Raw genomic sequence first — 24,749 nt, 5'->3', positions numbered from 1 at the left:
AAAAGGAATACCGCGTACATGAGTGAGAGCCCTGGCCCCGCGACGATGACCGTCGAACAGCTCCGCGGGTGGCTCCGCGACTGGGTGGTGCAGGTCACCGGATTGAACCCGGAGGACGTCACCGACACCAAGCCGATGGAGAACTTCGGCCTTTCCTCCCGTGACGCGGTCATCCTGTCCGGCGAGCTGGAGAACCTCCTCGGTGTCCAGCTGGACGCCACCATCGCCTACGAGTACCCCACGATCCAGGCCCTGGCGCAGCGGCTTGTCGACGGCGAGCCCGCCGCCCGCGAACGTACCCGCCCGCGTATCCGCCACACGGGCGGCGCCGACCGCACCCCGGGCACCCACGACATCGCCATCATCGGCATGGGGGGACGTTTCCCGGGTGCCGGGAACCTGGACGAGTACTGGTCCATGCTCGTAGAGGGCCGCGACGGCACCGGCGAGCTGCCGATCGGCCGCTGGTCGGAATACGCCGGCGAGGAGGTCATGGCCGCCAAGATGGCGGAGCAGTCCCTGACCGGCGGCTACCTGGAGGACCTCTCGAGCTTCGACGCCGAGTTCTTCGGGCTGTCCCCGCTCGAGGCGGCCAACATGGACCCGCAGCAGCGCATCATGCTCGAGGTCACGTGGGAGGCCCTCGAGGACGCCCACCTCGCGCCGAACACCCTGCGCGGCACCTCGGTGGGTGTCTTCCTCGGTTCCTCGAACAACGACTACGGCATGCTCATCACCGCCGATCCGGCCGAGGCCCACCCCTACGCCTTGACGGGCACCTCCAGCTCGATCATCCCCAACCGCATCTCCTACGCCTTCGACTTCCGCGGCCCGTCCGTCAGCATCGACACGGCGTGCTCCTCCTCGCTGGTGGCCGTCCACCAGGCGGTGCGTGCGCTGCGCGACGGCGACGCCGATGTCGCGGTGGCCGGTGGCGTGAACATCCTGGCCTCCCCGTTCGTCACCACCGCTTTCGGCGAGCTCGGGGTGCTCAGCCCGACGGGCCACATCCACGCCTTCTCCGACGATGCCGACGGTTTCATCCGTTCCGACGGCGCCGGCGTGCTCATCCTCAAGCGGGTCAAGGATGCGCTTGCCGACGGCGATGACATCCTCGCGGTGGTCAAGGGCTCGGCCATCAACTCCGACGGCCACTCCAACGGCCTGACCGCGCCCAACCCCGACGCCCAGATCGAGGTGCTGGCCCGCGCCTACGACGACGCCGGCATCGACCCCACCCAGGTGGACTACATCGAGGCCCACGGCACCGGCACCATCCTCGGTGACCCCATCGAGGCCACCGCCCTCGGCGCGGTCCTCGGTGAGGGCCGCGACCTGAAGCGGCCGACCCTGCTGGGTTCGGTGAAGTCCAACATCGGCCACTCCGAGTCCGCCGCGGGAGCTGCCGGCCTGATCAAGGTCGTCCAGTCCATCCAGCACGGCGTGATCCCGCCGAGCCTGCACTTCGAGGCTCCCAACCGCTACATCGACTTCGATGCCGAGCGCCTCGAGGTCGTCGAGGACCCCCGCGAGTGGCCCGAGTACTCCCAGCGCAGGGTCGCCGGCGTCTCCGGTTTCGGTTTCGGCGGTACCAACGCCCACGTCGTGGTCAGCTCCTTCGACCCGGCCGACTACGAGGCGGAGACCGCTGATCTTGCTCCGCTGGAGTCCCAGTTGACCGACCCGGAGCATCCGGATGCGGTGCTGCTGCCGGTCTCCGGACTGCTGCCCTCGCGCCGCCGCCAGGCCGCCGCGGACCTCGCCGATTTCCTGGAGGGCCGCCCCGACACCGATCTGGTGCCGGTGGCCCGCTCCCTGGCCGGCCGCAACCATGGTCGTTCCCGCGCCGTCGTCAACGCGGAGACGGTGGAGGAGGCCGTGAAGCGCCTGCGCCAGGTCGCCGAGGGCAAGGTCTCGGTGGGCATCACCGCCGCCGATTCCCCGGCCGCTGTGGGCCCGGTGTTCGTGTACTCCGGCTTCGGTTCCCAGCACCGCAAGATGGCCAGTGAGCTGCTCGCGGCCTCCCCGCTGTTCCGTACCCGCATGGAGGAACTCGACGAGCGCGTGCAGTTCGAGTCCGGCTGGTCGGTCCTGGAGATCGTCGCCGATGATGAGCAGACCTATGACACGGAGACCGCCCAGGTCGCCATCACCGCCATCCAGATCGCGCTGACCGACCTGCTGGCCGCCTTCGGTGCGAAGCCCGCGGCCGTCATGGGCATGTCCATGGGCGAGATCGCCGCGGCCTACGCCGCCGGTGGCCTCAACGCCGAGGACGCCATGCAGATCGCCTGTCACCGGGCCCGCCTCATGGGCGAGGGGGAGAAGTCCCTGCCCGAGGACCAGCTCGGTGCGATGGCAGTGGTGGAACTGTCCACCGAGACACTCCGGGAGCTCAACTCCGAGGAGGCCTTCGGCAACATCGAACCGGCCGTCTACGCCGGCCCGGGCATGACCACCGTGGGCGGACCACGGGAGCAGGTGACCGCGCTCGTCGAGAAGCTCGAGGGCGAGGGCAAGTTCGCCCGCCTGCTCAACGTCAAGGGTGCCGGCCACACCAGCGCCGTGGAGCCGCTGCTCGGTGAGCTCGGCTTCGAGACCGCCGGCATCAGCCCGCAACCCCTGCACACCCCGCTATTCAGCTCCGTGGACCCCGGTGAGCTGCACCAGCCGGGTGAGACCATCCATGACACCGACTACTGGCTGCGCATGACGCGCCAGTCCGTCCACTTCCAGGACGCCACCGAGGCCGCCTTCGCCCACGGTCACACCACGCTGGTTGAGATCGCCCCGAACCCGGTCGGGATCATGGGCATGATGAACACCGCCTTCAGCGTGGGCAAGCCCGACGCCCAGCTGCTCTTCGCCCTCAAGCGCAAGGTCGGCGAGGTCGAGGCGCTGCGTGACCTGCTGGCCAAGCTCTACGTGGCCGGTGCTCCGGTTGACTTCTCCCTGGTCTACGGGCCCGGTGAGCTGCTGCCCGCCCCGCACATCACCTGGAAGCACCAGCGTTACTGGACCAACGCCCGCCCGGCCAGCCACCGCCCCGCGGAGCTGCCGGGCCAGCGCGTGACCCTGCCCGGTGGTGTGGTGGCCTTCAGCACCGACGCCGACCAGGTGCCCTCCGCCCTCGCGCTGCTCGAGCGCGCCGCCGAGGCCGTCCAGCCCGGTGCGCAGCTGGTCGCCGCGGAGGAGTACGGCATGCTGCCGGTGACCGGTGAGATCACCACCGTCGCCAACCGTGGCCTGGGCGGTGTGAGCCTGACGGTCCACGGTGTCACCGACCCCGCCGCCGGCACCACGACCCTGCTGGCGGAGGGTTTCGCCACCGCGCTGAAGCTCAACGCCCCGGCCGCCGTGCCCGGGGTGCAGACCCCGCAGGCCGCGGAGACCCCCATCGCGGCCGAGGAGGAACTCGACATCGAGGAGATCCGCTGGGACCCCTCCTCCGGGGAGACCGTCGAGGCCCGCCTGCGTTCCATCGTCTCCGAGTCCATGGGCTATGACGTCGACGACCTGCCCGGTGAGCTCCCGCTCATCGACCTGGGCCTGGACTCGCTCATGGGCATGCGCATCAAGAACCGCGTGGAGAACGACTTCCAGATCCCGCCGCTGCAGGTCCAGGCGCTCCGTGACGCCTCCGTGGCCGATGTCGTCCGCATCGTCGAGGAGGCCGTCGCCGCGAAGACGAACACCGCCACCCCGCTCATCGAGCCGGTCATGTCCGTCGACGATGTCGAGGAAGCCGAGCAGGATGTCCGCGACGAGCCGGCACAGGGTGTCGGTGTCGCCCCGCGCGACGCCGCCGAGCGCATGGTCTTCGGCACCTGGGCCACCATCACCGGCAAGGCGCCGGCGGGGGTGACCACTACGCTGCCGGCGGTTGACGCGGGTGTCGCGAAGCAGATCGCCGAGCGGCTCACCGACCGCGCCGGCCTGGAGATCACCCCTGAGCAGGTCACGGGGGCGGAGACACTGGAACCGTTGGCCAACATCGTGCGTGACGCACTGGAGACCGAGGTCGAGGGCAACATCCGCGTCCTGCGGGCCCGCCCCGGGGGCTCCGTGAAGCCCAGCGTGTTCATGTTCCACCCCGCCGGCGGCTCCTCCGTGGTCTACCAGCCGCTGGCCCGCCGCCTTCCGGAGGACATCCCCGTCTACGGTGTGGAACGCCTCGAGGGCACTCTCGAGGAGCGGGCCGCCGCCTACATCGATGAGATCCGCCAGTACTCCGACGGCCACCCGGTGGTCCTCGGCGGCTGGTCCTTCGGCGGGGCGCTGGCCTACGAGGTCGCCAGCCAGCTCAAGGACACCGACGTCGAGGTCGCCTACATCGCGCTGCTGGACACCACCCAGCCCTCCGAGCCGATCCCGGACACCATGGAGGAGACGAAGGCCCGCTGGCAGCGCTACAGCGAATTCGCCGGCCGGACCTACGGTCTGGACTTCCCGGTGCCCTTCGAGCTGCTGGAGACCGCCGGCGAGGAGGCCATGCTCACGATGCTGGAGCAGTTCCTGGCCACCACCGACGCCTCCGAGCACGGTCTGGCCGCCGGCGTGCTGGAGCATCAGCGCGCCAGCTTCGTGGACAACCGCATCCTGGACAAGCTCGACTTCAGCCGCTGGGCGGAGGTGAAGGTGCCGGTCCTGCTGTTCCGTTCCGAGCGGATGCACGACGGTGCCATCGAGCTGGAGCCGCGCTACGCCCACATTGACCCGGACGGCGGCTGGTCGGCCATCGTTGATGAACTTGATATCGTCCAGCTCAAGGGCGATCACCTTGCGGTACCCGACGAACCGGCCATCGGCGTCGTGGGTGCGCACATGGCCCGGCGTATCGAGGAACTGGAGTGATCTGTGACTGAAACGTCAACCGCAGCCAAGCTGGCGGACCTGCGCTCCCGCCTAGACCAGGCACGCGACCCCGGCAGCGAGCGCGCACGCAGGAAGCGTGACGACGAGGGCCGGTCCACCCCGCGCCAGCGCATCGCCTCGCTTCTCGACGAAGGCTCCTTCGTAGAGATCGGCGCCCTGGCGAAGACACCGGGTGTGGATGACGCCGTCTACTCCGACGGCGTGGTCACCGGCTACGGACGTGTCGACGGCCGTCCGGTCGCCATCTACGCCCACGACAAGACCGTCTACGGCGGTTCTGTCGGCGAGACCTTCGGCCGCAAGGTCGTCGAGGTCATGGAGATGGCCATCAAGATCGGTTGCCCGGTCATAGGTATCCAGGATTCCGGTGGCGCCCGCATCCAGGACGCCGTGACCTCCCTGGCCATGTACTCGGAGATCTCCCGCCGCCAGCTGCCCCTGTCGGGTCGCAGCCCGCAGATCTCCGTCATGCTCGGCCGTTCCGCCGGCGGCGCGGTCTATGCCCCGGTGACCACCGACTTCGTCATCGCCGTCGACGGCGAGTCCGAGATGTACGTCACCGGCCCGAACGTCATTCGCGAGGTCACCGGCGAGGACATCACCTCTGCGGAGCTCGGCGGCGCCCGCCAGCAGGAACTCAACGGCAACATCTCCATGGTCGTCGATTCCGAGGATGAGGCCTTCGACGCGGTCCGGGACCTGCTCGACCACCTGCCCCTGACCTGCCACGATCCGGCCCCGGTATTCCAGGCACCGCTGGACGAGGCCGTCGCCGACGACCCGGCCCTCGACCTGTTCATGCCGGACGACTCCAACGCCGGTTACGACATGATGGACCTGCTGGTCCAGCTGGGCGATGACGAGAACCTCGTGGAGATCCAGGCCAACTACGGGCCGAACCTCATCACCGCCTTCGGGCGTATCGACGGCCGCGCCGTCGGCTTCATCGCCAACAACCCCATGCACCTGGCCGGCTGCATCGACGCCGATGCGGCCGACAAGGGTGCCCGCTTCATCCGCACCTGCGACGCCTACAACATCCCCCTGGTCTTTGTCGTGGACACCCCGGGATACCTGCCGGGCGTGGAGCAGGAGAAGGCGGGACTGATCCACCGCGGTGCGAAGCTCGCCTTCGCCCTGGTGGAGGCGACCGTGCCCAAGGTCACTCTCATCGTCCGCAAGGCCTACGGCGGCGCCTATGCCGTCATGGGTTCGAAGAACCTCAGCGGCGACATCAACCTGGCGTGGCCGACCGCGCAGATCGCCGTCATGGGTTCGGCCGCCGCCGTGGTCATGATCCAGGGCAAGCAGCTGGCTGCCGCGCCCCCTGAGCAGCGGGATTACCTGAAGAAGATCTTCATGGACTTCTACGACGAGAACATGACCAGCCCCTATGTGGCGGCCGAACGCGGCTACCTGGATGCGATGATCCAGCCGCGGGGGACGCGTCTGGCCCTGCGCCGGGCCCTGCGCCAGCTGGCGACGAAGGACGAGCAGGATCTTCCGAAGAAGCACACGATCATGCCGCTGTAGTCGGAGAAATTGTTTTCCCCGACTATGTAACGGAATGATTACTATGGCACGATGTACCCAATGTAACTGCTCGTCAATCATGTAAGGAGCATCCCCATGCTGAGCACCGCCGTGGATCTTTTCGGTGACATCATCGGTCTGATCATCATGATCAGCAATCAGCTGACCCACTCCCTGAGCTCTCAGGTCTAGCCTCCGGCTGCACGACGTCCCGGTTCCCGCTCCGTGCGGGGGCCGGGACGTCGTCGATTCAGCGGAGTCGAGGTCACCTTGTCGAGAGGGGCCCCTGGGCGCCCTGATTACCGGTGCTCTCGACGAGGTGGTCTCGGGGAGATGATATCGACCAGGCCGGCCCACCCCTCAGGCCCGGCGGCGACGCTCCACGATCCCGGCGATCGCCCGCCAGCCGAGCATGAACAGCGCGGACATGATGGTGGCCACCAGGATGAAGGACCAGTGGGGGAACTCCCCGTTGCGCACGGTCCAGATACCCAGGCCCACCACGACGGTGATGAGCCACGCGGACACTCCCGCGGGCACCAGGCGGGCCCCGTCCCATTTCGCTGCGGCGATGACCACCCACGACAGTGCCACGCCCAGCAGGAAGGGCCAGAGGGTGGACAGCCAGCCACCGAAGTTCAGGGGCATGTCGTCGGTCTGGTGCGCGATGCGGGCAAACAGTGCGAAGGCGGCGATGGCCACCACGTCAGCGGTCAGTGCGGAGATTCTGCTCATGTCCCAACTCTATCGTCGGTCCCCGGGATGCCCGGCTGCTGCGTCCGGCGAAGTACAGGAAGTAGACCACCCAGCCGACGATGGTGGCCAGGGCGAAGGAGACCAGGCGGTAGACCAGGGCCACGCCGGTGGCGTCAACGGCGGTCATGCCGGCGGTGACCAGGGTGGCGATGATGACCGCCTCCACGGTACCCAGCCCACCCGGGGTCACCTGCGCGGTGCCGGCGAGTTTGGCGGTGGTGTAGGCCAGCATGACACCCATGACGGTGGTGTGGTCGGGGGTGGCTTCCAGGCCGGGGGCGGTGCCGGTGATGGCCCAGACGCAGGAGTAGAGGGCGAGGGCGTCGAAGAGCCGGTTGAGCAGCGACCAGCCGGAGACAGCAGCGAAGCGGCCCCGGCTGAGGTGAACGGTGTCGAACTGGTGGAGCTGGTTGACCACGGCCTCGAGACCGGTGTCGGGGGCCCGGTGCAGCATCCGGTTGAACACGGGCAGGAGGGCGCGGGTCCAGCGTTCCAGGTGGTCGGGGTTGTTGGCGGCCCAGTACACGACCCAGGACAGGACGGTCATGGCCGCCAGGGTGGCCAGCAGGGACCATACGCTGACCTGGGCGCCGAGGAAGAACACACCGGAGACGCCGATCAGGACCAGCCACATCGTGGACACCGCGGAGCTGAGCACCAGGAACCAGCCGCACAGCAGGCGGCTGGCACCCCAGCTGCGCTGGACCTGGTAGGTCAGCACGGCGGAGAAGGCCGGGCCGCCGGGTAGGGAAGTCGACCAGGAGTTGGATGCCAGGGTCAGGCCGGTGGCGGAGGCAGGGGAGACGCGGGTGCCCCCGGCGCCGAGGAGAAGCCGCATGACCTCGGCCATCGCCGCGAGGGAGAGGAAGGTCGCGATGACCGCCACGAGCACCCCGGCAGGTTCCGCATTGCGCAGGCGGCGGATGCCGTCGCCGAGGAAAGGCAGCTGGTCGCGGAAGGCGACCACGAGGATGACCAGGACCACGAACGGTCCCAGCCACCGCACCCACCGGTTGGCGGCGATCCGGCGCAGCACGTCAGTGGCCCAGCTTGCGGGGACCGTCCCGGTCGGCCGAGATGCGGGCCATCAGCTCGCTGAAGGGGATGAGCTCCTCATCGTCGGCGGTGGTGCGGCCGCCGCGGGCGGCCTCCTCTTCGTCGACGACGACGGCGTCGTCAAGCAGCAGTTCCTGCTTTCCGACGGCCGCGGGTGCCTCACCGTGGCCGAGGCGGGCGTAGGCGCGTTTGATGAAGGCCGGGGCCCACCAGTTGTCCTCGCGCAGCAGGTGCATCACGGCGGGCACGAGCATCATGCGGATGATGGTGGCATCGATGGCCAGGGCGAAGATCATGCCGAAGGCGATGTACTTCATCATGACGATCTCGGAGAAGCCGAAGGCACCGGCCACGACGATCATGATCAGCGCCGCGGCGGTGATGATCGAACCCGTCTGGGCGGTGCCGTAGCGGATCGCGTCGTCGGTGGAGTCCCCGCGGTCGCGGGCCTCCACCATCCGGGAGACGAGGAAGACCTCGTAGTCCGTGGACAGGCCGTAGACGATGGCCACGATGAGCACCAGCACCGGTGACATCAGCGGACCCGGCGTGAAGTTGAACAGCTCCGCCCCCAGACCGCCGACGAACATGGCGGTGAGGATGCCCAGGGTCGCGCCCAGCCCCAGGACCGTCATGATCACGGCCTTCGCCGGGAGGATGAGCGAACCGAAGACCAGGGCCATGAGGATGAACGTGGCCACCACGACATAGATGGCCATCCACGGCAGCTTGTCCAGCAGGGCCTCGATGGACTCGATCTCCATGGCCGGGGTGCCGCCGATGTACAGGCCGACCCCCTCGGGTGCCTCGAGGGCACGCAGCTGGTCGATGACCTGGCCGTTGAGGTCCCGGTCCTGGATGCCCGCGGAGAGCACCGTCGTCCCGTCAACCGTGCCGTGATCCGGGGTGAACGGGGCCGTCAGACCCCCGATGTCACGGGCCTGGACGTAGATGTCCACCAGCTGCTGCTCCGTGGCATTCGTGACCACGAGCTTGACCGGTTCGGTCCGGAAGGTGGGGAAGGTCTCGTTGAACTCGTCCTGGGCCACCCGCGTCTCATGGGAGGGCGGGAGATAGGTCTCGTTGATGCCGCCGAACTTCACCCCCGCCAGCGGCAGGGTGAGCAGGATGAGCAGTCCGGCGACGACGACGGTGACCACCTTGGCGTTGCGCATCGCCCAGGAGGGGATGCGGAACCACAGGGTGTCCTCCAGGCGGCGGGCGGTGCGCTTCGTGCGGCGGATGGTCCACTTGTCGATGTTGTGGCCCAGCATGCCGAACAGGGCCGGCAGGACCGTCACCGACAGCAGCGCCGCCAGACCCACCGCGGAGATCGCACCGTAGGCCACGGACTTGAGGAAGGCCTGCGGGAATACCAGCAGGCCCGACAAGGCCACCGCGACCATCGCCGCGGAGAAGACCACCGTCTTGCCGGCGGTGGCGGTGGTCGTGCCCACCGCCTCGGGTACACCGGTCCCCTTGTCCAGCTCCTCCCGGAACCGGGAGACCATGAACAGGCCGTAGTCGATGGCCAGACCCAGACCGAGCAGGGTGACCACCGACTGGGCGAAGACGTTGACCTGGACGGTCCCCGCCAGGATGGACAGGATGCCCAGGGAACCGGCGATGGACAGGACACCGACGATCAGCGGCATGAACGCCGCGACGACGGAACCGAAGACCACCAGCAGGAGCAGCCCCACCAGGGGCAGCGCGACGACCTCGGCGCGGACGATGTCGCCGGCCATGCCGTCGTCGAGAGAATCGGCGACGGCCGTGGCGCCGGCCACCCTGATCTCCACCCCGCCCGGCAGGTCGTCCGCCACGAGGGAGTCCTCGATGGCGCGGAAGTCCCGCAGAGTCTGCTCCCCGTCCCCGCGCAACCCGATGGCGGCGAAGGCGACGGTGCCGTCCTCGTTGATCAGCTGGGCGTTGCGGGTGTCGAAGTAGCTGGTGACGTGGGCGATCTCCTCCGGATGCCCGGTCTTGAGATCCTCCAGGTGGGAGGCGATGGCACCGAAGGTCGCCGGATCGTTGATCGAGCGGCCCCCGGTCGCCTCGAAGAGGAGGATGACATCACCGCTGTTGTCGCGGCCGAAGGTCTCCAGCTCGATGGCGGCGGCCGCGGTGGAGCTGGAGCCCGGATCGTCCCAGCCCTCCTGGCTCATGCGGTCGCCCAGACGCAGCCCGAAGACGGCGTAGAGCACCACGATCGCGGCGATGACGATCAGGGGCACCAGGCGGCGGTGGCGATAGGAGAAATGTCCCCACTTCTCGAACATCGGGCTTCCCCTCTCAGTCAGTGATTGCGGCCGGCCAGCAGGGCCGACAGCGGACGGAAAGGCTGCAGCCAGGCGCCTTCGTCGGGCAGCTGGTCCAGGCTGATGCGCGGCAGCGGCTCCCGGAAGACACCGGTGATCTCCTCCAGATCGACGAAGTCGATCGTGTCGGAGCCGACCGCCCAGGAGGCGTGCTCATGGAAACCGAGGACCGTGACCGGCAGCCCCTCGGCGATGAGCTCGTCGATGGTCTCCTTGAAGTTCTGCCCGTCCGCCGAGGCGACGACGAGACCCTTGAGCACCCCCTCCGCGTGGCGGCGGCGGATGTGGGCGAGCATGTCCGGGTCGACATCGGAGTCCTCGTCCGTCTTCGGCTTGGCGAAGACGGCGAAACCCACGTTGCGCAGCGCCTCCACCCAGGGGCGGACGACGTCCGCGCCACCCGGGGTGACGTTGGTGAAGACGGTGGCCTCCGCCTCGACATGGCCGCCCGTGTCATGGGAGAGTTTGCCGGCACGCGCCAGCAGCCAGCGGCCGATGGCGTCGAAACGCGGGCGGTAGGCCGCGGTGGGACGGCCGCCGAGGATGGCGCCGAGGCCCATGTCCAGGTTCGGGGCGTCCCAGACCAGCAGGAGGTTGTCCGGGCCGGAATTCTCCCGGCTGCCGTAATGATGGGTGGATTCGTGAAGATCGCTCACGGTGGATGCTCTTTTCGCAAAATAAGGGAAAATCAGGCGGGCGCGTCAGTGCGCTGCCAGAGAAATTCAGTGATGGTGTGGTCCTTGTCCAGACCCTTGCCCTCGAATTTGGTGATGACCTGCCGGTCCACCAGCTGCGGGCACTCCGCCCACGGCCAGCCCTGGTACCCGAGCAGCGGCTCGGAGTCGACGAGCTCGGTGATCCACTCCGCATAATCGGCGTGGTCGGTGGCCACGTGCAGCACGCCGCCAGGCTTCAGCCGGGTGGCGATCAGGTGCAGCGTACCGGTCTGGATGATGCGGCGCTTATGGTGCCGCGCCTTCGGCCACGGGTCCGGGAAGAAGATCCGGACGCCGTCGAGGGAACCTGGGGCGATCATGCGGGCCAGCACCTCGACGCCGTCGCCACGCACCATACGGATGTTGTCGATACCGCCGCGGACCACGGAACCCAGCAGCTTCGCCAGGCCGGGCTTGTACAACTCGACGGCGATGACGTTGGTGCCCGCCTCCAGCGGGGCCATCGCCGCGGTGGAGGTGCCGGTGCCGGAACCGATCTCCAGGATGGTGGGAGCACCGGTGCGGCCGAACCATTCGTCGACGTCGATGCGCTCATCGCTGAGGACACGGCCCAGACGCGGCCAGTTCTCCTCCCAGAGCTTCTCCTGGTTCTCGGTCAGCGTGCCGCGGCGGAAGCTCACCGCACCGAGGCGGGGGTAGTCGCGGCCGTCGTCGCCGAAATCGGTCTGCGGGGGGCGGCCGGCGGGCAGATCGCCCAGGGGCCGTTCATTATCGGGAAAATCAGTGATAGACATCGCTCTTATTCTTCCCCTACGGTGGTCAAACTTCAATTTTCTCCGCCCCGGTTGCGTCCCGGTTGCGGCCAGGGAGGGCGTGGGTGAGGATGGGCGCGGAAGCGACCCGGGGGAGGGGGCGGGACATTGCGCACGCCGGAGATCTTCATCCGCGCGGCCGACTGGGCACACGCGCGGGATTTCGGCTGCCCGGCGGGCATCGGTCTGCGGCGGGTGCTGCTGGAGCTGACCGGGCCACCCCGGGTCGGTGCCTGCACCCTGCACGCACCCGTGCCACTGCCGGCATCCTGGCAGGTCAGGGAGGTGGTGGTGTCGTGGCCGGCGACGAGCCCCGGTGTCGACATCGTGGTGCTCGTCCATCCGGACCCGTTGCCGGCAGCCGCCCGCTCCCGGATCGCCCTCGGCCTGCAGGAGGTCATCGTGGTCAGGCAGCTGCCGGAGGAGCCGCCGTTTCCCGCCGGGCTGCTTCCGGCGGTCCGCTCGCGTCTCCTCCACGGTGAAATCCGCGCACTCGCTGCCCGCCACCCCCGGCTTGCGGACGAGCTGCTGGCGCTCGCCGGGCCTGCCCCGACCATCACCCGGACCCCACGGGTGGCCGTCATCAGCCCGGACCCGGACACCCGGGTGGAGTTGCCCGGCATTGACATCGCCGATGACGCCCACGTGGATGCGGTGCTCGCCGTCGCGCCTCCGGGCGGCTGGACCACCGCCGACCACCCGACCCTGGCCGATGCCGCGCGCCGGGCCGGCCGCCTGGTTTCGACAGCGCCGCTGCCCGCAGGCATTCCCGGCACGCTTGTCCCTCCCGGCCGCCCACCGGTCGAGGCGGTCCGCCACGCCCTCACCCTCCCCGCCGACCCGTTGCCCGACGCGCGGCCCGGCACGTGGCTGCGCGCCGCCGAACAGCTGGAACGCCGGCGCCGCGTGCTTCTCGACACCCACCTCACCGACCTGGTCACCCGCCGCGCGGTGGGGGAGCTGGCGCAGCTCGCCCACGAGCAGGGGCTGCCACCCTCCTCACCGCCCCGGCTACGGGAGCAGCTCGGCCAGGCCCTGCTCATGGCGTTCGTGGTGGGGTTGGCCGCCTGCCGTGCGGTCTGGGCGGCGGGCCCGCTCGCCGCAGCCACCGCCGGGATGCTCGCGGCGCTGGCTGCGGGAGGACTGCGATGGTGGCGGGGGCGTCGTGAAGCACAGTCGCGGTGGGCAGCGGAGGAGGCCGCCCGCCTCCGCCGCGCACCCGAACACGCGCCGGCCGTCTGGCTGCGGCGCACACTGGCCAAGGAGCTGACTTGACTGACATCTGGCTGAGCCTGCACGGGCTCGATGACCTCACCGGAGCTGATGAGGGCGCCACGCTGCGCCTGCGCCTGGGTGGGGAACGGTTCGAACTCGCCGGCGCGGAGGGGGACTGCGTCACCCTCAGTGATGACACCGGAACGACCGTCTACGCCGACCTCGACGGTGACGGGGTCATCGACCACATCTCCTCCGTCCACCACGACGGAGGCTATGAGGTCTATACCGCTGACCCCCATGCTGCAGCCTGGGGGCTGGCGTCGGATATCCCCGGAAAATCTGCTATTGAGGAAGTATCGGGGTGGGGTTTAGCCCCGGAGTCCACCCCCGAAAGGGGGAGTGTCCCGTCCGGTGAATCCCGGAGTAATGCCGGGTGGCACCGGATTGAACGGGGATAAATCGGCAGGTTATGACCTATCCCACTCTCTGAATCTCAGCGCCACTCTTCCGAAACCACTACAAATAGATACCCTGTAAAGAGATCTCTACCGAGTGACCTGTAAATGGAGAACAAATGACCACTGCCATCAAGGGCCTGGTGGGCCCCGCCCCGACCGACAACGAGAAGCTCCTCACCTGGATTGCGGAGGCAGTTGAGTTGTTCGAGCCTGAGACGGTCGTCTTCGTCGATGGCTCTCAGGAGGAGTGGGACCGCCTCACCTCGGAGCTCGTCGAGGCCGGCACCCTGATCAAGCTCAACGAGGAGAAGCGCCCCAACAGCTTCCTCGCACGTTCCAACCCGGACGACGTCGCCCGTGTCGAGTCCCGCACCTTCATCTGCTCCGAGAACGAGGAGGACGCCGGCCCGACCAACAACTGGGTCGACCCCGCCGAGATGAAGGCCGAGATGACCGAGGTCTTCCGCGGCTCCATGCGCGGCCGCACCATGTACGTCGTTCCCTTCTGCATGGGCCCGATCACCGACCCGGACCCGAAGCTGGGTGTCCAGCTGACCGACTCCGCCTACGTCGTCCTGTCCATGGGCATCATGACCCGCATGGGTTCCGAGGCCCTGGCCAAGATCGGCACCGACGGTGAGTTCGTCCGCGCCCTCCACTCCGTCGGTGCTCCGCTCGAGCCCGGCCAGGAGGACGTGCCGTGGCCGTGCAACGACACCAAGTACATCACCCAGTTCCCCGACACCAAGGAGATCTGGTCCTACGGCTCCGGCTACGGCGGCAACGCCATCCTGGCCAAGAAATGCTACGCCCTGCGTATCGCCTCCGTCATGGCCAAGGAGGAGGGCTGGATGGCTGAGCACATGCTCATCCTCAAGCTGAACTCCCCGGAGGGCAAGAGCTACCACATCGCCGCCGCCTTCCCGTCCGCCTGCGGCAAGACCAACCTCGCGATGATCACCCCGACCATCGAGGGCTGGACCGCCGAGGTCGTCGGCGACGACATCGCCTGGCTCAAGCTGCGCGAGGACGGCCTCTACGCCGTCAACCCGGAGAACGGCTTCTTCGGTGTCGCACCGGGCACCAACTACGCCTCCAACCCGATCGCCATGCGCACCATGGAGCCGGGCAACACCCTGTTCACCAACGTCGCCCTGACCGACGACGGTGACATCTGGTGGGAGGGCATGGACGGCGAGAAGCCGGCCCACCTCATCGACTGGCTGGGCAACGACTGGACCCCGGAGTCCGGCACCAACGCCGCGCACCCGAACTCCCGCTACTGCGTCGCCATCGAGCAGTGCCCGGTCGCCGCACCGGAGTTCAACGACCCGAAGGGCGTCAAGATCGACGCCATCCTCTTCGGTGGTCGCCGCGCCGACACCGTCCCGCTGGTCACCCAGTCCTTCGACTGGGAGCACGGCACCTTCGTCGGTGCGACCCTGGCCTCCGGCCAGACCGCAGCCTCCGCCGAGGCCAAGGTCGGCTCCCTGCGTCACGACCCGATGGCCATGCTGCCGTTCATGGGCTACAACGCCGGTGACTACCTGCAGCACTGGATCGACATGGGCAACAAGGGCGGCGACCGCATGCCGTCCATCTTCCTGGTCAACTGGTTCCGCCGCGGCGAGGACGGCCGCTTCCTGTGGCCGGGCTTCGGCGAGAACTCCCGCGTCCTCAAGTGGATCATCGACCGCATTGAGGGCCGCGTCGACGCCGAGGCCACCGTCGTGGGCAACACCGCCCGCCCGGAGGACCTGGACCTGACCGGTCTGGACACCCCGCTGGAGGACATCCAGGAGGCGCTGTCCGCACCCGCCGAGGACTGGGCCCGCGACGTCGCCTCTGACGAGGAGTACCTGGCATTCCTCGGCCCGCGTGTCCCGAGCGAGGTCCACGAGCAGCTGGGCAAGCTCAAGGAGCGCATCGAGGCCGCCAAGGCTTAAGGTGTCCGGCTCGCTGAGCTGACGCAAGACTTCCCGCCCCCAGGTTGACCATGGTCCCCGGGGGCGGGATTTTTTGTGGGGCGGCGGGGCGGACACCGGAACCCTGCGATCACAAAGCCTGCGATCAAGAACCCGCGAGGGCCCTGCTTTCTGGACTCCTCGCGGGGTTTGGGCTTGTTTCGGGACTGATCGCAGGCTTTGTGATCGCAGGGTTTCCGGTGGGACCAGGCAGCGGGGACCTTCGATTCAGTCCTTCCGCAGCACCACGACGAGGTTGGACACCAGGAACTCCCGCAGCACAGGCACACGCACCAGCCACCACGCCCAGGCCGGGTGGTACCGGGGGAAGGCCGCCATCAGCTCCGCCCCCGGCACCGCAGCGGCCCAGCGCAGACCCTCGGCGCAGGAGACGTTGAACAGTGACTCGCCGAAGACGTTCTTGGGCGGGTGCCCGTGCCGGGACTCATAACGGCGGCGGGCGAAGTCGCCGCCGATGTAGTGCTCCCAGATGCCGGTCTCGTGGCCGCCGAAGGGCCCGAGCCAGACGGTGTAGCTGAGGACCATCAGACCGCCGGGGCGGGTCACGCGCAGCATCTCCTCGGCCATGGCCCAGGGCTGTGGCACGTGTTCGGCCACGTTGGAGGAGTAGACCACGTCGAAGGAGCCGTCCCGGAAGGGCAGGGCCATGCCGTCGCCGCGCACGGAACCGGGGACGGTGATGCCGGCGGCGGCCATCTCCCCGACATCGGGCTCCACGGGCACGTACCAGGCACCCAGCCCAGCGAAGGCCTCGGCGAAGTAACCGGGGCCGCCGCCGACGTCGAGGACGGACGCCCCGGCCAGGTCACGACCGAGGAGGTCGGTGCTGAGGGCGTCGAGAAGCGATGCGGTGTCCTCGGCCAGGGGCCGGTAGAAGAGTTCTGGCCGGGTCTGTTCGTGGCGGATGGCGCGCAGCAGGGACCAGGAGCGGCGCAGCGTGGCCAGGCGTCGGGTTCGGGGCATCACGGGCTCCATCGTCCCACAGGTAGAATCGGGCGGACCATGAAGATCCTCCTGCTGTGCTGGCGCGATTCGACCCATCCGCAGGGTGGCGGCTCGGAACGCTACCTGGAACGGGTCGGTGAGTATCTCGCGGCCCATGGCCATGAGGTGGTCTACCGGACGGCAGGGCACACGGATGCGCCGCGACGTTCCCACCGCAACGGGGTACGGTTCTCCCGCAGTGGCGGCAAGTACACGGTGTATCCGAAGGCGTTGCTGGGGATCGTGTTGGGTCGGTTGGGGATCGGCACGCTGGGTGGTCTCGACGTGGTGGTGGACACCCAGAACGGCATCCCCTTCTTCGCCCGCCCGGTGGCCGGGGTGCCGACGGTGCTGCTGACCCACCACCGGCACAAGGAGCAGTGGCCGGTGGCCGGCCGGGCGATGGCGAAGCTGGGCTGGTTCCTGGAATCACAGGTCGCGCCACGGGTGTACCGGGGTGCGCAGTACGTGACGGTCTCGGAGTCCTCGCGTGCGGATCTGCTGGAGCTGGGCGTGCGGGAGAGCGACATCACCATCATCCACAACGGGGTGGACCCGGTGCCCGAGCACATCCCGCGGCTGGAGGGCAACGGTGCCACCCACCTGGTCACCCTGTCCCGGCTGGTGCCGCACAAGCAGATCGAGCATGCCATGGACACCGTGGCTCAGCTGCCCGGGGAGGTGGTCCTCGATGTCATCGGCTCCGGCTGGTGGGAGGAGGAACTGCGGGACTACGCGCAGCAGCGCGGGATCACTGGGCGGGTGCGTTTCCACGGCCAGGTCACGGAGGACTATAAACACGCCCTGCTGGACCGTGCGACGGTGCACCTCATGCCCTCCCGGAAGGAGGGCTGGGGGCTGGCGGTGATGGAGGCCGCCCAACATGGGGTGCCCACCATCGGCTACCGCACGGCCGGTGGCCTGCGGGACTCGATCATTGACGGCGGGACCGGCCTGCTGGCGGACAGCCCCGCGCAGCTGACGCAGCTCACGGCCCGCCTGCTTGCCGACGCCCCCCTCACCCGCCGCCTCGGGCAGGCGGCCCGGCAGCGGGCGGAGGGTTTCTCCTGGGAACAGACCGGCACGCGTTTTGAGGAGCTGCTCACCGCCGTCGCAGCAGGTGCAACCCCACCCCGGCAGGGATGAGCAGCCAGCCCGCCAGCAGCACCAGGCCGGGCCAGCGCGGCTGCGGGCCAGCGGAGGTCTCCACGACCCGGCCGTCGGCGACGACCACCCCGACGCCGAGTTCCGCGAGCCGGTCCAGGTCACGGTCCGCCCACGCGGCGGTGGCGGCGGTCCATCGGGGGGCGGGGGCGTCGACGAGCACGCCGTCGACGCTCAGCGCCCCGGACTCCACCGTGGACAGGGCCTTGGTCAGGGGGTTGAGCATCACGGTGCCGTCGGCGCGGCGGACCAGCACGGGTTCGTCGACAAGCAGGACGTCGCGGCCCGCGGCGTGTTCCACCAGCGCCTGATCGACCACCACCGGCTGTGGGCGCAATGGTGCGAGTGCCGCAGGTGCGTCGGGGACCTGGAGCAGCGCCAGAACCAGTACCAGTCCCGCCGCCCACGTGCGTGCCGACGCCGCCGCGGCCACATACGCCGGCAGCGCCAGGACGGACAGTTTGCTCGCATCCCGCAGCAGCCCTGCCCCGGGCACGGTGGCGACCAGCCAGCCGGAGAACCCGGGCAGCAGCCAGACGAGCACTGCCCCGCCCAGGCCGATGCCCGCCAGCCACAGCAGGGGGGTGGGCACCCGCCGGGCAGAGAACAGCAGCACCGCGAAGAGGGCCACCCCGGCCAGTGCGAAACCCAGTTCCCGGGAGGCGGGCACAGCCTCCGCATTCCAGATACCGCCCAGTCCCAGCAGGGCACCGAGGGTGCCCACATGAGCTTCCGCACGCGGGGCGAAGGCCGCGGCGGATGCGGCACTGGCGGTGCCCCCGCCACCCAGCAGTCCGGGGAGCAGCCACGGCAGGCAGCACAACAGGCCGAGCAGCAGGGTGGACAGGCGGCGGCCCCGGGCCGTCGCGAAGCCCGTGAACAGGGCGAACAGAGCACCGGTGGGTGTCAACGAGGCCGCCCACATGGCCAGCCAGCCCAGTGGGGCGCGACCGCTGAGACCGGCGGCGGCGATCAGCGGCAGCAACCAGCCGGCGATGACCAGCGACCAGTGCCCCTGCAGGAGACGTTCCACCACGAAAGGATTCCACAGCACCAGCGTGACCGCGGCGAGTGTGGCCACCCGCCCGGCCCCCTGGAGGCGGGCCAGCCACACCGCGCCGACCGCCCCGGCGACCGCCCCACCCACGAGGAGAGCACGCGCCACCCAGGAGGCAGGCAGGAAGATGCCGAGCAGGGCCAGCAGCCCGTCCTGCGGGGCGTTGCGGGCCGGCAGGTCACCGGTGCCCAGCGCGCCGGGTGACAGGGCGGGAGAGTCGAGGACCAGCATGTCGCGCAGGGCCAGCTGGCCCGGCATGATCAGCGGCCACAGCAGAGCGGTGATGAGCACACCCGCCCACAGGGGCGACCACCGCAGCCGGTTCAGGACGCCCGCCCCCGGCGTTCACGCAGCAGGAGCACCACCGCCCAGATCACGGCCGCCAGGGCGACCGTCTTGAGCAGGACGGCACTGACCTGCAGGACCCGCAGGCGGGAGGCCACCCCGGCGGCCCGTTCGTGCTGCCGCTCCACGGTGGCGCCGTCCCAGGTCGCGGCGGTGTGCAGGATGCTGAACTCCGGGGCGGGGGCGAAGGCGCGTTCCTCGGCCTCGGCGTGGTCAGCGGCGAAGTAGATGTGGATGCGTTCCTGCGTGTCCACCAGCGTGCCGGATTTCGGTTCCACCCATACGGTGCGGTCGACGGAATACCAGACGGAACCCAGCCCCCACGCCTCCAGGGTGGTGAACACACTGTTCTCGGCTTCTTCCTGGCGGGGGCGGTTGTCATCGGGTGCGGTCAGCGGCAGGGCGGTGAAGGTGTGGTGGAACTCGAAGCTCTCCAGCCCGGCACGTTCCACCTCGCCGATGTAGTCCAGCAGGAGGGGGCGTTGAGCGACGGTGTCATAGCGCGGGTAGGAACGCCGTTCCGGCGGGAAAGGGAAGAAGTACTGCAGGCCCTCCCGGACGGAGGGACCGGTGGTGGTTTCCCGCTCCAGGGCAGGGATGGTCACCGAGAGTTCGCTGACCGGGTCGGAGACCGGATAGGTGGAACGCCGGTCCAGACGCAGGGTGTCGCTGACCTCCGCGAGGAGAGTCCCCTCCGCGTGCAGCTGCGTGGTGGCCGTGACGTCGACCTCGTCACGCGCGGGCGCTGCGGCGGTGGCCACCGTCAGTTCCCGGTGGGCGGTGGTCTCCACCACGAGACAGGAATAGGGGACATCAGGGAAGGATCCCTCCCGGCATTCTGCGCGTGCCCGGTTCTCCTCCGGCACAGCGCCCTCCGCCATGGCCGCGGGCGCGAGCATGACCGTCTCTGCCGGGTTGCTGCGGTAGGACGCCTGCAGATCGGTGGGCAGGGGCTTCATCTGGCCGATGAGCAGGGGCGGGACCAGGGAACCGAGGAGGAAGGTGACCACGGCGAGCAGCAGCAGCCGGATCGGCGGGTGCCGGAACACGCTCTGAGTCAATGTGTGCAGGTCCTGTTCGTTAAGATCGCCGGAAACACCCCGGGACTTACCCGGGTGCCGAGAAGCGAAGCGGGAGGTGTGGCCGCATGTCCGTTCCATCCTACAAACCACGCCACCTGCCCGGACTGGAAGGACTGCGTGCCGTCGCGGCCTTCGGGGTGGTGCTCACCCACGTGGCCTTCCAGACGGGTGTGGACCCGCGTTCCCTGGCCGGTTCCGTGCTGGCCCGCTTCGACTTCTTCGTCCCCGTCTTCTTCGCGCTCTCCGCCTTCCTGCTCTGGCGCAACCACCACGGTGACCGGGACGCGGGCACCATCGGCCGCTACCTGGCCAACCGCACCGGCCGGATCCTGCCCGCCTACCTGGTGTGCGTCGCGGCGGTGATCCTGCTGCTGCCCGAGGCCTCCCGGATGAGCGGGGAGCAGATCCTGGCCAACCTCACCCTCACCCAGGTCTATGTCGTCGACGGACTGGCCCCCGGCCTGACGCACCTGTGGTCCCTGAGTGTGGAGGTCAGTTTCTACCTGGTCCTGCCGCTGCTGGCGCTGAGCATCGGGCGGCTGCCCCGGCGCGGGCGGATCCTCACGATCCTCGGCCTGGCGCTGCTCAGCCTGGGCTGGGCCTGGCTGCCTGTTGTCACGGCGGGCCCGGATGCGGCCGCCGGCATCCCCAACCGGCAGATCTGGCCGATTGCGTACGCCCCCTGGTTCGCGGTCGGCATGATCGCGGCGGAGTTCTCCGGGCGGGTGCCGGACCGGGTGCGCCGGGTGCTGGGCTGGCGGTGGGCGTGGTGGTGGCTGGCGCTGATGACGGCCTGGTTGGCGGGGCAGGAGTGGTTCGGGCCGGTGGGGTTGACCCATCCGGAGCCCGCGGAATTCGCCCGCCGGGTGCTGGCGGGCACGGTCTTCGCCTTCGCGGTGGTCGTGCCGGAGGCACTGGCCCCGGGTGCGCGCTGGCTGGCGAGCCCGGTGATGCTGGCGCTGGGGCGCTGGTCCTACTCGATCTTCCTGTGGCACGTGGCCATGCTCTCGCTGGCCTTCCCGCTGTTGGGGCTGAATTACTTCTCGGGGGGTTTCTGGCCGGTGCTGGCGGTGACGCTGGTGCTCACCCTGCCGGTGTCGGCGGCCAGTTATGTCTTCCTGGAGGAGCCGGGCAAGAGGCTGGTCAGGGCGGCGACGAGCAGGAGGGCCAGGGCGGTGGAGTCGCCGGCATAGTCCCCGACGGGCCATGGCCCGCGGGCCAGCCAGGCCCCGGTGACGCTGAGCAGGGAGAAGGCCAGCAGGCCGGCGGGGATGATCGTCAGCCGCAGGACCAGCAGGGCCCCGGCCGCGGCCAGCAGGCCGGGCCAGCCGGCGAGCAGCCAGGCAGCCACCACCCCGAGGATGAGCAGCCCGGGGCCGGTCCGTTTATCAGGGACCGCCCGTTCCACTGGCCGGGTGCGGACCAGCAGCGCCAGGCAACCGAGCACGGTGAGCAGGGCGAGGACACCCCCACCGAAGAGCAGACCCCGGTAGGCGCGATCCCCGGCGAAGCTGAACTCCACCCGGCCGCCGGGGCCGGCGGGCACGCGGAAGGCCTGGGTGGCGGCGTCCACGACGACCGGCTCGAGTTCCTGCCCGCCGATGTGGGCACGCAGGCCGGGGTTGGCGGAACGGCCGGTGATCAGCAGGCGTCCGGTGTCCGCGGCGGCGAGGTCCGTGCCTGTCGCCTCCCAGGCAGGGGAGGGGTGGAAACCCTCCTCGGTGAGGGTGACCCATTCCGCGGCGGTGGACAGGCGGTGGACACCCGGTTCCAGGTCCACGACAGCGCCGGGGGCGTGCACGGCGCCGTCGAGGAGAACCTCGGATTCGGCGGGGGCGTCGACAAGCACCCGCATCGGGCGCGGCGCGGTGAAGTCGCGGATGACGTGGCCGGTGTCCAGGGTGAGCCGCTGGAAGAGGAACTGGCGCACGTCCGGGGAGGTGTCCGGCACGGTGACCACGCGTTCCAGCGGGTGTCCGTCGACCGTGACCTCGGCGATGCCCACCGGCTGGGCCTCGGTGAGGGTGATGCGCAGGGTCTCGAAGTCACCGCGCAGGTGGAAGGTGGTGGGTTCCTCACCGATCTCATGGAGCCGGCCGTGGAGGTTGACCGTCGTCTCGGCGGTGGCGCTCAATGTGACGGCTGGATCCCGCAGCACCCGGTCGGGGCGCAGCTCCAGCCACTGCCCGTCCGGCGGGCCCGGCGTCGGCCACCAGGCGGTGTCCGGCTCACCGTCGACGGCTGCGGTGAGCGAACGCGCCGGGTCGGCCCCGCCGAAGCTGCCCGCATCGGCTGCCGAGGAACTGGCGGTGACGGTGCCGCCGCGGGACTCCACCCGGGTGAAGGGGCCGGCGGAGGGGTAGTCAGGCACGGCGTTACGGGAGCCCACGCCCTCATCCAGGTCGGCGAGGGGTGCGGAGACCGCCCCGTCGAGGGTGCCGTAGTGGCGCACCGTCAGCGCCGGGGTGTCGGTGACCACCTCCGCATTCTCATCCACCAGCAGGCGCGGGCCGGGGCCGTGGATCATGTCGAGCACCGCCAGGCTCTCCCCGCCGCCGGCCACCCGTACAGGTTCCTGATCTGTCACGGTGAGGTCGGCGGCCGGGTCGAAGATGACCACCGCCAGCTGGTCCTCGGCGCCGAAGTGGTGGACGGTGCCGCCGGTGGCCCCGGCGAGCTTGTCCACGTCGATCTCCGCGACCCCCGTATCCAGGTCACCGCGGTGCAGCACCGCACCGATGCCCAGCCGGCGCAGGACATCCGCCCCGGCCGCCGGGTCGCGGTGCAGCACGGACATCACCCCGTCGAGGCCGCGGATGGCCTCCGGGTCGATGAGGGGGACGGCGTCGCGGACGGCCCACGGGACATCCAGCAGCGGCTGGGCCGGTTCATCGCGGGTCCACCCCCAGGTCTGCCGGGCGAAGGAGGTCTCCGGGATGATGAGCGTGCGCGTGCCCTGCGCCTGCGCATTGAGCAGGTTCGTCGCCTCCTGCCAGTAGGCGGGCACGTACTCGTAGGCCCCGCGTGGCAGCATCCGGCCCGACCAGGCCGGTGCCAGCGAGGCCACACCGATGACGATGACCAGCGCGGCAGCCGCTTCACGACGCCCCGGTTCCAGCACCGCCCGCCAGCTGCCCGGCGTGCGCAGCGGCACGCCGAGGCCGGCCACCCCGACCAGCAGCGGGATGCGCACCAGGGGATCGAATTTGTGGAGGTTGCGGAAAGGCGCCAGGGGGCCGTCGAGAAGCGCCAGCCACTGCGGACCCAGCGGGCCATGTGCTGCACCCAGGATGACCACGCCGATCAGCAGCATGCCCACCCACATCCGCCGGTGCGGGGTGGTGCGCAGCGTGAGCCCCCACAGCCCGAGGGCCGCGACGGCAGTGGTAGCCAGCACCATCGTCGGAGAGGAGGCCAGCAGGTGGCCGGCCTGGCGTTCGGTGTCCACGAACGACGACCAGCTGGTGGTCCCGCGCAGGATCTCAATGAGGTTGAGCCAGCGGGTGGTCACATACGAGGACTCGATGAAATCCGTGAACGGTGCGGAATAGCGCCCCAGCACCAGCAACGGACCGATCCACCACAGGCTCACCAGCAGGCAGCCGGCCAGCCAGCCCAGCAGCGTGCCCGCCGCCCGACCGTCCCGGCGCAGCACCCGCCACGCGATGACCAGACCCGCGGGCAGGCAGGCCGCGATGGTGGCGGTGGCGTTGACCGCCCCCATCATCGCCACCGGCAGCGTGGCCGCCGCCACAGCCCGCCAGCCCAGCCGCCCGAGGAAGGGCAGGACCACCCACGGGGCGAGCATCACCGGCCATGTCTCCGAGGAGATCGCCGTCAACGTGGTCAGCGTGCGTGGCGAGAGCGCGAACAGCAACGCCGCCAGCACCCGGAACGGTGTGCTGCCGATGCGCAGGCGCCCCACCAGCAGCAGGAAACCCGAGAAACCCACCCCGGTGACCAGCCACCACCACAACCGCTGCGCGATCCAGTCCGGCAGGGGATCAGTGAGCACGAAGAAGGCCCCGTGCGGGAAGAGATAGCCGTAGGCCTGGTTCTGCAGCTGGCCCAGTGTGAACGTGTCCGTCCAGGCGTGCGTGGCCTGCGCGAGGAAACCCGCCGGGTCGACCGTCAGGTCATGTTTCGTGTCGGCAGCCACCAGCCCCGGCGGCTGCAGAAAACTGAGCAGCCCCAGGAGCACCCAACCGAGGAGGTGCGGCACGAATCAGCCGCGGGTGCCGTACTCCGGGCCGCCGAGCAGGGCGTCCTCGGCCGGCACGGCGTTGCCCTGCGGCACGGTGTCCTGACCCGAGAAGGAGGCGACCCCGATGACGGACACCACGCCCAGAGCCACCCCGACGACCGCGCTGGCGATCACTGAGCTCACCGAGCGACGGTTGACGGAAGGGGAGGTGTAGGACATGGC

17 protein-coding genes are annotated in these 24,749 nt (G+C 69.5%); 7 read left to right on the top strand and 10 right to left on the bottom strand.

Features of this window, described 5'->3' with window-relative positions:
* The first annotated feature begins 18 nt into the window (after positions 1-18).
* Both pks13 and EAH68_RS03680 read left to right on the top strand, forming a co-directional pair.
* On the top strand, positions 19-4,854 hold the full coding sequence (pks13, locus tag EAH68_RS03685) for a polyketide synthase Pks13 (RefSeq protein WP_126119977.1): 4,836 nt from the start codon (positions 19-21) through the stop codon (positions 4,852-4,854).
* A 3-nt stretch (positions 4,855-4,857) separates the two neighbouring features.
* A complete protein-coding gene (locus EAH68_RS03680; RefSeq protein ID WP_126119976.1) occupies positions 4,858-6,408 on the top strand; it encodes an acyl-CoA carboxylase subunit beta in 1,551 nt (516 codons plus the stop codon).
* Positions 6,409-6,768: 360 nt separating this feature from the next.
* Here the strand turns inward: EAH68_RS03680 and EAH68_RS03675 are convergent, their stop codons facing one another.
* From EAH68_RS03675 to trmB, 5 genes are read right to left on the bottom strand one after another with little or no spacing between them, the layout of a single operon-like run.
* Positions 6,769-7,143, bottom strand: coding sequence for a DUF3054 domain-containing protein (locus EAH68_RS03675; protein WP_126119975.1), 375 nt, complete (start codon positions 7,141-7,143; stop codon positions 6,769-6,771).
* Complete coding sequence (locus EAH68_RS03670; protein WP_206436351.1) at positions 7,115-8,197, bottom strand: lysylphosphatidylglycerol synthase transmembrane domain-containing protein; 1,083 nt, start codon at positions 8,195-8,197, stop codon at positions 7,115-7,117. Before EAH68_RS03670 ends, EAH68_RS03675 begins: the two co-directional genes overlap by 29 nt.
* A gap of 4 nt (positions 8,198-8,201) precedes the next feature.
* Positions 8,202-10,502 (bottom strand): MMPL family transporter, encoded by a 2,301-nt coding sequence (locus EAH68_RS03665; protein WP_126119974.1) that lies wholly within the window; start codon positions 10,500-10,502, stop codon positions 8,202-8,204.
* A 17-nt stretch (positions 10,503-10,519) separates the two neighbouring features.
* Positions 10,520-11,197: an NYN domain-containing protein gene (locus EAH68_RS03660; protein ID WP_126119973.1), complete on the bottom strand. Its 678-nt coding sequence runs from the start codon at positions 11,195-11,197 to the stop codon at positions 10,520-10,522.
* A gap of 32 nt (positions 11,198-11,229) precedes the next feature.
* A complete protein-coding gene (gene trmB, locus EAH68_RS03655; protein ID WP_126119972.1) occupies positions 11,230-12,012 on the bottom strand; it encodes a tRNA (guanosine(46)-N7)-methyltransferase TrmB in 783 nt (260 codons plus the stop codon).
* A 126-nt stretch (positions 12,013-12,138) separates the two neighbouring features.
* On the opposite strand from trmB, the gene EAH68_RS03650 reads away from it, so the two are divergent.
* The 3 genes from EAH68_RS03650 (at position 12,139) to EAH68_RS03640 (ending at position 15,652) form a co-directional block, all read left to right on the top strand.
* A complete protein-coding gene (locus EAH68_RS03650; RefSeq protein ID WP_126119971.1) occupies positions 12,139-13,305 on the top strand; it encodes a hypothetical protein in 1,167 nt (388 codons plus the stop codon).
* Positions 13,302-13,706, top strand: coding sequence for a DUF6802 family protein (locus tag EAH68_RS03645; protein WP_126119970.1), 405 nt, complete (start codon positions 13,302-13,304; stop codon positions 13,704-13,706). Before EAH68_RS03650 ends, EAH68_RS03645 begins: the two co-directional genes overlap by 4 nt.
* Positions 13,707-13,822: 116 nt before the next feature.
* The gene (locus tag EAH68_RS03640) at positions 13,823-15,652 is read left to right on the top strand and encodes a phosphoenolpyruvate carboxykinase (GTP) (RefSeq protein ID WP_126119969.1); all 1,830 of its coding nucleotides are present in this window, start codon (positions 13,823-13,825) and stop codon (positions 15,650-15,652) included.
* A 246-nt stretch (positions 15,653-15,898) separates the two neighbouring features.
* On the opposite strand, the gene EAH68_RS03635 is transcribed toward EAH68_RS03640, so the two are convergent.
* Positions 15,899-16,654: a class I SAM-dependent methyltransferase gene (locus EAH68_RS03635; RefSeq protein ID WP_241228274.1), complete on the bottom strand. Its 756-nt coding sequence runs from the start codon at positions 16,652-16,654 to the stop codon at positions 15,899-15,901.
* A gap of 39 nt (positions 16,655-16,693) precedes the next feature.
* On the opposite strand from EAH68_RS03635, the gene EAH68_RS03630 reads away from it, so the two are divergent.
* On the top strand, positions 16,694-17,821 hold the full coding sequence (locus EAH68_RS03630) for a glycosyltransferase family 4 protein (protein ID WP_126119967.1): 1,128 nt from the start codon (positions 16,694-16,696) through the stop codon (positions 17,819-17,821).
* Here EAH68_RS03630 and EAH68_RS03625 read toward each other — a convergent pair.
* Positions 17,778-19,214 carry an MmpA family trehalose lipid delivery protein gene (locus EAH68_RS03625; RefSeq protein WP_500778757.1) on the bottom strand — a complete coding sequence of 479 codons (1,437 nt, stop codon included), beginning with the start codon at positions 19,212-19,214 and terminating at the stop codon, positions 17,778-17,780. The two genes, EAH68_RS03630 and EAH68_RS03625, sit on opposite strands and share 44 nt — an antisense overlap.
* A gap of 5 nt (positions 19,215-19,219) precedes the next feature.
* On the bottom strand, positions 19,220-20,302 hold the full coding sequence (locus tag EAH68_RS03620) for a PorA family protein (RefSeq protein WP_164546385.1): 1,083 nt from the start codon (positions 20,300-20,302) through the stop codon (positions 19,220-19,222).
* Positions 20,303-20,388: 86 nt separating this feature from the next.
* Here EAH68_RS03620 and EAH68_RS03615 point away from each other — a divergent pair, with 86 nt between their 5' ends.
* The gene (locus EAH68_RS03615) at positions 20,389-21,516 is read left to right on the top strand and encodes an acyltransferase family protein (RefSeq protein WP_126119964.1); all 1,128 of its coding nucleotides are present in this window, start codon (positions 20,389-20,391) and stop codon (positions 21,514-21,516) included.
* Here EAH68_RS03615 and EAH68_RS03610 read toward each other — a convergent pair.
* Positions 21,432-24,545 (bottom strand): alpha-(1->3)-arabinofuranosyltransferase domain-containing protein, encoded by a 3,114-nt coding sequence (locus EAH68_RS03610; protein ID WP_126119963.1) that lies wholly within the window; start codon positions 24,543-24,545, stop codon positions 21,432-21,434. The two genes, EAH68_RS03615 and EAH68_RS03610, sit on opposite strands and share 85 nt — an antisense overlap.
* Before the next feature lie 3 nt (positions 24,546-24,548).
* Entirely contained in the window at positions 24,549-24,746 is a 198-nt protein-coding gene (locus EAH68_RS03605; RefSeq protein WP_126119962.1) for a DUF2613 domain-containing protein, read from the bottom strand.
* Between the last annotated feature and the right edge of the window lie 3 nt (positions 24,747-24,749).

Source organism: Corynebacterium hylobatis, from assembly GCF_003955685.1.
GTDB lineage: Bacteria > Actinomycetota > Actinomycetes > Mycobacteriales > Mycobacteriaceae > Corynebacterium > Corynebacterium hylobatis.
This window is presented reverse-complemented; position numbering and strand designations above follow the sequence as displayed.